This is a genomic window from Streptomyces populi (assembly GCF_002911015.1).
Lineage (GTDB): Bacteria > Actinomycetota > Actinomycetes > Streptomycetales > Streptomycetaceae > Streptomyces > Streptomyces populi.
This window is the reverse complement of sequence record NZ_KZ626936.1, coordinates 20,140-31,448: the sequence shown is the minus strand read 5'-3', so window position 1 is coordinate 31,448 and position 11,309 is coordinate 20,140. Positions and strand designations below refer to the sequence as shown.

The 11,309-nt window shown below is 73.0% G+C and carries 9 protein-coding genes; 8 read left to right on the top strand and 1 reads right to left on the bottom strand.

Annotated features, from left to right (window positions below; all coding sequences use genetic code 11):
* Positions 1 to 168 precede the first annotated feature (168 nt).
* From CW362_RS33240 to holA, 7 genes are all read left to right on the top strand, one after another.
* Entirely contained in the window at positions 169 to 900 is a 732-nt protein-coding gene (locus tag CW362_RS33240) for a hypothetical protein (RefSeq protein WP_103553326.1), read from the top strand.
* A gap of 72 nt (positions 901 to 972) precedes the next feature.
* Positions 973 to 1,818, top strand: coding sequence for a DegV family protein (locus CW362_RS33235; protein WP_103553325.1), 846 nt, complete (start codon positions 973 to 975; stop codon positions 1,816 to 1,818).
* A 552-nt stretch (positions 1,819 to 2,370) separates the two neighbouring features.
* Positions 2,371 to 3,198 (top strand): ComEA family DNA-binding protein, encoded by an 828-nt coding sequence (locus CW362_RS33230; protein WP_376451895.1) that lies wholly within the window; start codon positions 2,371 to 2,373, stop codon positions 3,196 to 3,198.
* A gap of 230 nt (positions 3,199 to 3,428) precedes the next feature.
* On the top strand, positions 3,429 to 6,014 hold the full coding sequence (locus tag CW362_RS33225) for a ComEC/Rec2 family competence protein (protein ID WP_103553323.1): 2,586 nt from the start codon (positions 3,429 to 3,431) through the stop codon (positions 6,012 to 6,014).
* A 4-nt stretch (positions 6,015 to 6,018) separates the two neighbouring features.
* Entirely contained in the window at positions 6,019 to 6,849 is an 831-nt protein-coding gene (locus tag CW362_RS33220; protein WP_103553328.1) for an arylamine N-acetyltransferase family protein, read from the top strand.
* A 112-nt stretch (positions 6,850 to 6,961) separates the two neighbouring features.
* Positions 6,962 to 7,207: a hypothetical protein gene (locus CW362_RS33215; RefSeq protein WP_103553322.1), complete on the top strand. Its 246-nt coding sequence runs from the start codon at positions 6,962 to 6,964 to the stop codon at positions 7,205 to 7,207.
* A gap of 128 nt (positions 7,208 to 7,335) precedes the next feature.
* Positions 7,336 to 8,322, top strand: a complete 987-nt coding sequence (gene holA, locus CW362_RS33210) for a DNA polymerase III subunit delta (RefSeq protein WP_206301127.1) — start codon at positions 7,336 to 7,338, stop codon at positions 8,320 to 8,322.
* A gap of 314 nt (positions 8,323 to 8,636) precedes the next feature.
* On the opposite strand, the gene rpsT is transcribed toward holA, so the two are convergent.
* Complete coding sequence (gene rpsT / locus CW362_RS33205) at positions 8,637 to 8,903, bottom strand: 30S ribosomal protein S20 (protein ID WP_103553320.1); 267 nt, start codon at positions 8,901 to 8,903, stop codon at positions 8,637 to 8,639.
* A gap of 315 nt (positions 8,904 to 9,218) precedes the next feature.
* On the opposite strand from rpsT, the gene lepA reads away from it, so the two are divergent.
* Complete coding sequence (gene lepA / locus CW362_RS33200) at positions 9,219 to 11,087, top strand: translation elongation factor 4 (RefSeq protein WP_103553319.1); 1,869 nt, start codon at positions 9,219 to 9,221, stop codon at positions 11,085 to 11,087.
* Positions 11,088 to 11,309: the final 222 nt, after the last annotated feature.

Genomic DNA, 11,309 nt, shown 5'->3' with positions numbered 1-11,309 from the left:
GGTGCACCGGGCCTCGGCCCGGTGCACCGCAGGTCCGGGCCGGTGCGGCGGCTCAGGGTGGTCCCCTACGGGCAGGTTCGGGGTTCTTCCGGAACTCCGAACCTGCCCGCAGCGTTTACCGTTGAGAGCGCGGCGGCAGTTGCCGCGGTCGGTCGGAGGAGGAGTGTGATGGGCACCGTGATCACCGTAATCGCCTTGCTCTTCCTGCTGTTCGTGGTGTTCGGCGCGTATGCGACGGTGAAGGTGATCGGCGCCGCCAAGCGCGGCGTGGACCGCACCATCTCGCAGGCCCGCCGCACGGTCGAGGACACCACCCTGCGCGCGAAGACCTTCGCCCAGCCCGGCCCCCAGGGCGAGCTCGCCCAGCTCAGGCTGACGCTGCGCACATCGATGCGCGCCACCCAGGACGCGCTGCACGCGGGCGTGGCGGAGGACGAGTCCCTCAAGGAGTCCCTGAGCCTCTTCGAGCGGCTCAGCGCCCACGGGCACGAGCTGGACGCCGAGCTGAAGCGTCTGGAGGCCGAGCCCGACAGGGACACGCTCGCCACCCGGCTGCCCGGTCTGCGCGAGCGCACCCGGCGGATCACGCAGTCGGCGGACTCGCTGCGCTGGGCCGCCCGCGACCGGGCCCACCGCTTCGCGGGCGACGACCTGGACACACTGAGCGCCCAGATCGACGTGGAGGCCGGCGCACTGCGCCACTGGACCAAGGAGCCGGGGCCCGCCACCTCCTGGCCCGACGCTCCCGGCACGGACACGGCCGGCTCCGGCGGACGGGCCCGGCCCACGGACCCGCAGTCCCGTCCCGAGGACCGGTCGCGGCGTTCGGCCATCACACCGCCCGGCCAACGGCCCGCCTACCCCTGGCAGAAGAAGCCCCGCCCCGAGAGCACGACATGATCCGGCCGTTCCGACCGCAGGTGGAAGGGGTCGGGCTGCCGCGCACCCGCCCCGCCAGGTAACCTCCAGCTCATGTCCCGCCATGTCGCGATCGTCACCGATTCAACGGCCTACCTGCCGCCGCGGACGATGGAGCGCCACGGCATCACAGCGGTTCCCCTGACCGTGGTCCTCGGGGACCAGGCGCTCGAAGAGGGCACGGAGATCTCGGCCCGCTCCCTGGCCCAGGCGCTCCAGAAGCGGCGCCCCGTCACGACGTCCCGGCCCAGCCCCGAGACCTTCGCCGCGACCTACCGGGAGATCGCCGAGTCCGGGGCCGCCGGCATCGTCTCCCTGCATCTCTCCTCCGAGTTCTCGGGCACCTACGACGCCGCGGTGCTCGCGGCGCGCGACGCCCCGGTCCCGGTGCGCGTCGTCGACACCGGCATGGTCGCCATGGCCCTCGGGTTCTGCGCGCTGGCCGCCGCAGAGTCCGCCGAGGCGGGCGGGACCGTGGACGACGCGGTCACGGCGGCCGAGAAGCGGGCCGCGGGCACGTCCGCCCACTTCTACGTCGACACCCTCGACTACCTCCGCCGCGGCGGCAGGATCGGAGCCGCGCAGGCGCTGCTGGGTTCCGCGCTCGCGGTGAAGCCGCTGCTGCAACTCCACGACGGCCGCATCGAACTCCTCGAAAAGGTCCGGACGGCCTCCAAGGCGATCGCCCGGCTGGAAGAGATCGTCGCCGACCGGGCGGGCAGCGCACAGGTCGACATCGCCGTTCACCACCTGGCGGCCCCCGAGCGGGCGTCGGCCCTCGCGGACCGTCTGCGGGCACGGGTACCGGGACTGGCCGAACTGCACGTGAGCGAGGTGGGCGCGGTGATCGGGGCGCACACCGGGCCCGGGCTGCTGGCGGCGGTCGTGTCGCCCCGATGAGGAGGCCGGCAGCCGTGCCGCTCACCCGCGTCGCACGTGCGGGTGACGGAGTTGTCCACAACCGGGGCGTTCTCCACCGGAATTGAGCAAGATCATCGCGAGGGTGCCCGGATGCCGGATCCTCGCCGCATGGCACTTCGATCGAGCTCACGCACCGCGACCCCGACCAGCGGCCCGGGTCGTGGCCCTCTCTCCGACGGCCGCAGCCGCCATCACCGTCGTGACCGGCGGAGCCGGACCCGTCGCCACGAGACTTCGGCCGCGGCCCTTCGCCTGCGTGCCGACGCGCTCTTCACCGAACGCGCCCGGGGACGCCGGGAGTCGGGCAACGGGCCACCGGGGCCGGACCGCGACGTCGGGGGCCTCCCCAGGGGGAACACGGCGGCGGGCACGGGAGTTCTGACCGGTCCCGCAGTTCCGGCCGGTCCCGCCCGGGAGCCCCGGACCCCCGGGGCCGGGGCACACCGCCGTGACGTCGTGCCGGGGACCGCCCGGCCCCTGTGGACGGACCGCTCCGCGGTCGACGGGCCGACGGTCGTGAGTGGGCCGGCCGTGGCGCAGCCGACCGCGTATGAGCCGACCGCGTATGAGCCGGTCTCGCATGAGCCGGTCTCGCGCGAGCCTGCCGAGGAGGCGGGCACCGCGTGGCGGGACCGGGCCGGGCTCGCCGTGCGGGAGCGGCTCCCGTTGTGGTTGCAGTCGAGGTGCGGTCTGGAACGCGGGAGCGTGGCCGCGCTGACCGTGCTGCTCGTCGTGGCCGCCGTCTTCGCCGTGCAGCACTTCTGGGCCGGCCGGACACGGCCGGTCCGGGCGCCCGAGGCGGTGGGTGCCGCGGCACCGTACGGCGGGAAGCACGCGCCGGGCGACCGGCCGGGAGCGGAGTCCGGAGCCCCGGCCGGAGCTTCGGGCGCCGCGGGTGCCGACGGGAGCGTGGTCGTCGTGGACGTGGGCGGAAAGGTGCGCGCCCCCGGACTCCAGCGGCTGCCGACGGGGTCCCGCGTCGAGGACGCCCTGCGAGCCGCCGGCGGGTTGCGGCCCGGCACGGACACCGACGGCCTCAACCGCGCCCGCCTCCTCGTGGACGGCGAACAGATCGTGGTCGGCGCGTCCGCGCCCCCGCCGGGAGCCGGCCCGGGCGGTTCCGGGGCGCTCGGCCCCGGAGGATCCGCGACGGGTGCCGTGCCCTCCGCGCCGATTCCCCTCAACACGGCCACCGTCGACCAGTTCGACAGCCTGCCCGGCGTCGGGCCGGTCCTGGCCCGGCACATCATCGACTACCGCACGGCGCACGGCGGTTTCCGCTCGGTCGACGAGCTCCGCGAAGTGAACGGGATCGGGGACCGCCGCTTCGCCGATCTCCGGGACCTGGTGCGGCCATGAGCGGTTCCGGGAGGAGGGGCCGGTCCGGCCCGGTGAGGAGCGGGGTGCCCGGCGGGCCGGTGAGCACGTCGGAGAACTGCGCGTCCCCGCCCCCGTCCCAGCCCCCGACAGCGCCGCGCGGGCCCGGGGCGAGGACACGGCTCGGGCCCCGGACGACGGCGGAACCCCGTGAGCCGGAAGGTTCCCCGACGTCCCCGGCGGGTCTCCCCGACGCGTCCGGACGGAGGCCCGTGCACGCGGACTCGGGGAGGCGGCTGGGGGCCTCGCACCCCAGGGCGGAGGGACCGGCCGACCTCCGGCTCGTGGCGCCCGCCGCGGCGGTCTGGCTCACGGCGGCCGTGAGCGTGGGGGCGTCGCCGGGCCAGGTCACGGTCGTCGTGGCCGTGTCCCTGGCCGCGGGTGGCGCGCTGCTGGCGGCGGGGCGGGGAGGCGCGAGGACGGGGAGGAGAGGCGCGAGGACAGGTCGGGCAGGCGCCCGGACGGGGCGGGGAGATCCGGCCGCGGTACGGGGCGACGTGGGCGCGGGGGAGGGGCGGGCGCCGGCGCGACCGGGGCTGCGGGTGTCCGTCGCGGCCGTGCTCCTCTGTGCCGGCGCCGCGGCGGCCTCCGCGGGGCTGCACGCGGCGGACCTGCGGCGCGGGCCCGTCCCGGCGCTCGCGGAGAAGTTCGCCGAGGTGACCGCGGAGGTGGAGATCACCTCCGATCCCCGGCTCACCCGGCCCCGGATCAACGGGGATCACATCGCCCCGACGGCTCTGCTGTTCGACGCCGACGTCACACGGGTCGTGCGGGCGGACGGCGCGGTGCTGGCCACCCGGACACCGGTGCTGGTGATCGTCGACGCGCGCCCGCGACGGGGTGCGCCCGGGGAGGGCGGCGGGCGCTCGCCCTGGCTGTCGCTGCTGCCGTCGACCCGGTTGCGGGTGGCGGTGCGGGTCGTGCCCGCCCTGTCGGACGGGGACGACATCGCCGCGGTGCTGCGGGTACGGGGCAACGCGCCGCCGGAGGTGGTGGGAGCGCCGTCCGGTCCGCAGCGGTTCGCCGGCCGGCTGCGCGAAGGGCTGCGGAAGGCGACCGACGGTCTGGACGCGGACGCGCGGGCGCTGCTGCCGGGGCTCGTGGTGGGGGACACCTCACGGGTCACGCCGGAGCTGGACGACGCCTTCGAGGCCACCGACCTCACCCACCTCCTCGCCGTCAGCGGAGGCAATCTCGTCATCGTCCTCGCGCTGTTCACCGGGCCTCCGGGCCTCGCCCAGCGGGTGGAGCGCCGGGGCCTGGCCTCCCGGCTCGGGGTGCCGCTCCGGGCGACCGCCCTGCTCGGCGGAGTGCTCACGCTCGCCTTCGTCGTCGTGTGCCGGCCGGACCCGAGCGTGCTGCGGGCGGCGGCCTGCGGATCGATCTCGCTGCTCGCCGTCGCGACCGGGCGCCGCAGATCGCTGATCCCGGCGCTGGCCGCCGCGGTTCTGCTCCTGGTGCTGTACGACCCCTGGCTCGCCCGCAGCCATGGGTTCCTGCTCTCCGTCCTCGCCACCGGAGCCCTGCTCACCCTCGCCCCGCGCTGGAGCACGGCACTCCAGCGGCGTCGTGTGCCTCCGCGTCCGGCCGAGGCGCTCGCCTCGGCCGCCGCCGCCCAGGCACTGTGCGCGCCGGTGATCGCCGTGCTGTCGGCCCGGGTGAGTCTGGTGGCGGTGCCCTGCAACCTCCTCGCGGAGTTCGCGGTCACGCCGGCCACGGTGCTCGGGTTCGCCACCCTGGCGACCGCCTCCGTGGCGATGCCCGTGGCCAAGGTCCTCGCCTGGTGGGCGAGTTGGCCCGCCCGGTGGATCGCGGGCATCGCGCGCACGGGGGCGGCCCAGCCCGGTGGGGGAGTGGACTGGCCGGACAGCTGGACGGGCGCCCTGCTGCTGGCCCTCGTCACGGTGGCCGGCGTGGCCGCCGGCCGGCGGCTGCTGAGACATCCGTTGCCGAGCGGTGTCTGCGCGCTGCTGTTGCTGCTGTTCGTGGTGCAGCCGCCGCCGCTCACCAGGGTGATCACGGGGTGGCCGCCGCCCGGCTGGAGGTTCGCGATGTGTGATGTGGGACAGGGCGACGCGAGCGTGCTCGCGGTGGGGGACGGCAGCGCGGTGGTGGTGGACGCGGGACCCGACCCGGTGCTGGTCGACCGCTGTCTGAGCACGCTCGGGGTCACCAGGGTCCCGCTGGTCGTCCTGACGCACTTCCACGCCGACCATGTCGCGGGCCTGCCGGGTGTGCTCCACGGGCGTCCGGTGGGTGCGATCGAGACGACCGGTTTCGAAGAGCCCCCGGAGCAGGCCGAGTTCGTGCGGAGGGAGGCGGCCGCTCGGCACATCCCCCTGACCCGGGCCGTGGCGGGGGAGCGGAGGCGTGCGGGAGGCCTCGACTGGCAGGTGCTGTGGCCGCCGCGGGATCCGGCTCCGCCGCCGGACGGCCCGAACGACGCCAGTGTCACCCTGCTCGTGCGGTCCGCGGGGCTGCGGCTGCTGCTCCTCGGCGATCTGGAGCCGCCCGCCCAGCGGGCCCTGTCGAGATCGCCGGAGGCCGCGGAACTGGACGGTGTGGACGTGCTCAAGGTCGCCCATCACGGTTCGGCGTATCAGGATCCGGAGCTCCTGCGCCGGGTGGCGCCGCGGCTCGCGCTCATCTCGGTCGGCGGCGACAACCCCTATGGACATCCCGCCCCGAGCACGGTCGCGGCCCTGCGGGCAGGAGGGGCGGTCGTGCTGCGTACCGACGAGGACGGTGATCTCGCGGTCGCCGGTGCGGGCGGAGGGCTGGGCGTGGCGCGACACTGAAGGCATGAATTCCGCACAGGCCGACGCCTACCTCCGCCGTATCGGGGCCCAGCACCCGGCATGGCCCACGTCCGATGTGCTCCGCGAGCTCCAACTGTGCCATCTGCGGACGGTTCCCTTCGAGAACCTGTCGATCCACCTCGGAGAGGAGATCGTGCTCGAGGAGAAGCGGCTGCTGGACAAGGTGGTGGGCGCCCGCAGAGGAGGCTTCTGCTACGAACTGAACGGCGCGTTCGGGGCGTTGCTGGGGGCGCTGGGCTTCGACGTGACGTTCCTCGCGGCGCGGGTGTACGGGGACGACGGGAAGCCCGGGATCCCCTACGACCATCTCGCGCTGCGGGTGCGGACGGTGGACGGGGGCGACTGGCTGGCGGACGTCGGTTTCGGGGCGCACAGCCACTACCCGCTGGCGTTCATGGAGCGGGGCGAACAGCGGGACCCCGGCGGGCTGTTCCGGGTCGTGGAGTCGGGGCCGGACGCGGCGGGGGTGCGGGGCGCGGGCGGCTCGCGGGAGCACGAGGACCTGGACGTCCTCCTGGGCGGCAGGCGTCAGTACCGGCTGGAGGTGCGGCCGCGCGTGCTCGGGGACTTCGTCGCCGGAGCCTGGTGGCACGGCACCTCGCCGCTGTCGCACTTCACCCGGTCGCTGGTCTGTTCGCGGGTCACCGAGGACGGCGGCCGGATCACGCTCAGCGGCCGGAAGTTCACCGTGTCGACGGCCGACGGGACCAAGGAGGTGTCGGAACTGGCGACGGACGACGAGGTGCTGGCCACGTACCGGGAGCGCTTCGGGATCGAACTGGACCGGGTGCCGGAGGTCGGCGGGGCCCGGTAGCCGCGGCCCGGCACGCCGCGCGGATCACACGGACCCGCCCCCGGACGCGGATCACACGGACCCGCCCCCGGATCCGGCATCGGCCGCGTCGGGAGTACCGGAAGATGTTCATGTGAACGATGTGAGACATGTACTGGTGCTGCCCGACCGCGACGCCGCGGAAGAGGCCGCGGAGGCCGTCGGTGACCGTTTCGGCCTGCTGGAGGAGCCGCAGCTCGTCCGGGACGCCCTCGCGGGTGAGGATGATGCCGAGGACGCGCAGTGGCTGGTGGTCCTGACGGACCCCGAGGCGCGCCTGGACCCGAAGGAACTGGACGAGTTCGCGGCCGAGTGGGACGGCTGGCACGAGGAGCCGTAGCCCAGGAAGCAGAAGCAGAAGCAGAAGCAGAAGCAGAAGCAGAAGCAGGGAGAGGGAGGGGCAGGGGCAGGGCGGGGGAGCGCGGCGCGCGGCACGTGTTGTCGGTGGCGCGTGGGATGCTTTCGGTGATGGCCAAGAAGACCGCACAAGACGACCCTCTCGCCCCTGTCACGCTGGCAGTGGGCCAGGAGGATCTCCTGCTCGACCGTGCCGTGCAGGAGGTGGTGGCCGTCGCCAGGGCCGCCGACGCCGACACGGACGTCCGGGACCTCACCCCGGACCAACTGCAGCCGGGCACGCTCGCCGAGCTGACGAGCCCCTCGCTCTTCGCCGAGCGCAAGGTCGTGATCGTCCGCAACGCCCAGGACCTGTCGGCCGACACGGTCAAGGACGTCAAGGCGTATCTGGGGGCGCCCGCCGAGGAGATCACCCTGGTTCTCCTGCACGCGGGCGGGGCCAAGGGCAAGGGGCTGCTCGACGCCGCGCGCAAGGCGGGCGCGCGGGAGGTCGCCTGCCCCAAGATGACCAAGCCCGCGGACCGGCTGGCGTTCGTGCGGAGCGAGTTCCGGACGCTCGGCCGGGCGGCCACTCCTGAGGCCTGTCAGGCGTTGGTGGACTCCATCGGGAGTGATCTGCGGGAGCTGGCGTCGGCCGTCTCGCAGTTGACCGCGGACGTCGAGGGGACGATCGACGAGGCCGTCGTCGGGAGGTACTACACCGGGCGCGCCGAGGCGTCCAGCTTCACCGTGGCCGACCGGGCCGTGGAGGGGCGGGCCGCGGAGGCGCTGGAGGCGCTGCGCTGGTCGCTGTCGACCGGCGTGGCCCCCGTCCTGATCACCAGTGCGCTCGCGCAAGGGGTGCGGGCGATCGGGAAGCTGTCCTCCGCGCGGGGCGGCAGGCCCGCCGACCTGGCCCGTGAGCTGGGGATGCCGCCGTGGAAGATCGATCGCGTGCGCCAGCAGATGCGGGGCTGGACACCCGACGGGGTCGCCATGGCGCTCACGGCCGTCGCGGAGGCGGACGCCGGGGTCAAGGGCGGCGGGGACGATCCCGAGTACGCCCTGGAGAAGGCGGTCGTGGCCATCGCGCGGGCCGCTCGCTCCGGCCGGCGTTAGGGCCTGCCGTTCGGATCACGCGGCGGATCACGCGGCGGGCCGCGGGGCGGGCCGCGAACGGCGCTCGCCGCGGCACCGGCCCGGAACCGTCTCAGCACGCCGAAGGCCCCGCTCCTCGTACACCGAAGGCCCCGCTCGTTCTCCCGGGGAAGGGAGGGAGCGGGGCCTTCGGTTCGAGCCGGTGGACTCACGCCCGCGTGGCGAACGCAGATCGCGCGTGAATCCGGTGCGTCGGTCGGGAGCGGAGAGAGAGGGCCCGCTCGGGTCCGGCCAACGGTCAAGTCAGGGGTTGAGCCCCGGAGAGCTCAGCCGACTCAGCCCTGGAGGGAAGCGACCTTCGAAGCAAGCGCCGACTTCTTGTTGGCGGCCTGGTTCTTGTGGATGACGCCCTTCGAGACGGCCTTGTCGAGCTTGCGCGAAGCCTCGCGCGCCGCGACGGTGGCCTTCTCGACGTCACCCGCGGCAGCAGCCTCGCGGGCCTTGCGGATCGCGGTCTTCAGAGAGGACTTGACGGCCTTGTTGCGCAGCCGGGCCTTCTCGTTGGTCTTGATCCGCTTGATCTGGGACTTGATGTTCGCCACTGATGAGCCTTTACAGGTTCAGGCGCGCGAGACGGCACGTCTCACCCGCCGTTTGATTTTCTTGGGTGCGTCTCCTGCAGAGAGGGCATGAGACACAGCCACCCAGGCTACCAGCCCCCGCGCGACCGGCTCAAACCGGCCGGACGTCCCCGGCCCGGGGGCCGGTCGCCGACGCCCTGGTCAGGGCCGCCGAACCGGTTTCCGCCGTCCCCCTCGCGCGGCCCGAACCGGTCGCAGCCCGCCGCGCGTGGGACCATGGAACCTACGTATCGATCCGACCCGAGGCACAAGGCGCCTCAAGAGACAGGACCCTGCGTGCCCGCGACCCCTAACAATGTGCCCGAGCCGAGCCGTACCGACCCGGCTCTGATCCGCAATTTCTGCATCATCGCGCACATCGACCACGGCAAGTCCACGCTCGCCGACCGCATGCTCCAGCTGACCGGGGTGGTCGAGCAGCGCCAGATGCGCGCTCAGTACCTCGACCGCATGGACATCGAGCGCGAGCGCGGCATCACGATCAAGTCCCAGGCGGTGCGTCTGCCGTGGGCCCCGACCCACGAGCCGGGCAACACGCACATTCTCAACATGATCGACACGCCGGGGCACGTCGACTTCACGTACGAGGTCTCGCGGTCGCTCGCCGCCTGCGAGGGGACCGTCCTCCTCGTCGACGCGGCCCAGGGCATCGAGGCGCAGACCCTCGCCAACCTCTACCTGGCGATGGAGAACGACCTCACGATCATCCCCGTGCTGAACAAGATCGACCTGCCGGCCGCGCAGCCCGAGAAGTTCGCCGAGGAGCTCGCCAACCTGGTCGGATGCGAGCCGGACGACGTGCTGCGGGTCTCGGCGAAGACCGGTCTCGGCGTCGACGCGCTGCTCGACAAGGTGGTCCGGGAGATCCCCGCGCCGGTCGGCGTCAAGGACGCGCCCGCCCGCGCGATGATCTTCGACTCGGTCTACGACTCCTACCGGGGCGTGGTCACCTACGTCCGTGTCATCGACGGTCAGCTCAACAAGCGCGAGCGGATCAAGATGATGTCGACCGGCGCCACGCACGAGCTGCTGGAGATCGGCACCAACTCGCCCGAGATGCTCGGGGCCGACGGCCTCGGCGTCGGCGAGGTGGGCTACCTGATCACCGGTGTGAAGGACGTGCGCCAGTCGAAGGTCGGTGACACCGTCACCAGCCAGGTCAAGGGTGCCACCGAGGCGCTCGGCGGTTACAAGGACCCGAAGCCGATGGTCTTCTCCGGCCTGTATCCGCTGGACGGCTCCGACTACCCCGAGCTGCGCGAGGCGCTGGACAAGCTCCAGCTCAACGACGCCGCCCTGGTCTACGAGCCGGAGACCTCCGCCGCCCTCGGCTTCGGTTTCCGCGTCGGCTTCCTCGGCCTGCTGCACCTCGACGTGATCCGGGAGCGGCTGGAGCGCGAGTTCGGCCTCGACCTGATCGCGACCGCCCCGAACGTGGTCTACCGCGTCGAGATGGAGGACCGCAGCGAGCACGTCGTCACCAACCCGAGCGAGTTCCCCGAGGGCAAGATCGACAAGGTGTACGAGCCCGTCGTGCGCGCGACGATCCTCGCCCCCTCGGAGTTCATCGGCGCGATCATGGAGCTGTGCCAGACCCGGCGCGGCACCCTGCTCGGCATGGACTACCTCTCCGAGGACCGGGTCGAGATCCGCTACACCCTGCCCCTCGCGGAGATCGTCTTCGACTTCTTCGACCAGCTGAAGTCCAAGACCCGCGGCTACGCCTCGCTCGACTACGAGCCCACCGGCGAGCAGACCTCCAGCCTGGTCAAGGTCGACATCCTGCTGCACGGCGACAAGGTCGACGCCTTCTCGGCGATCACCCACAAGGACGCCGCGTACGCGTACGGTGTCCGACTGGTCGCCAAGCTGCGCGAGCTGATCCCGCGGCAGGCCTTCGAGGTGCCCATCCAGGCGGCCATCGGCTCCCGGGTCATCGCCCGCGAGACCATCCGCGCCATCCGCAAGGACGTCCTCGCCAAGTGCTACGGCGGTGACATCTCCCGTAAGCGGAAGCTGCTGGAGAAGCAGAAGGAGGGCAAGAAGCGGATGAAGATGGTGGGCTCTGTGGAAGTTCCGCAAGAGGCATTCATCGCCGTGCTGTCCAGCGACGACAGCGGCGGTTCGGCCAAGGGCAAGAAGTAGCCACGCCGAATCCCGGAATTCAGGGCCCGTCGCGCTTCGGCGCGGCGGGCCCTGTGCTTGTCTCGGGGGTGTGTCCTGCGGGAAGCGGCACGGAAGTGACCGCCCGCCGCCTCTTACGCACCGGCCGGACGCGCTCTAGTCTGATCTCTGCTCGGTAGTTACTCGCGAGTTAAACAACAGCCGCAATTGAGCCAGCCGCACTGCCGCGGGCCCCGGAGGATG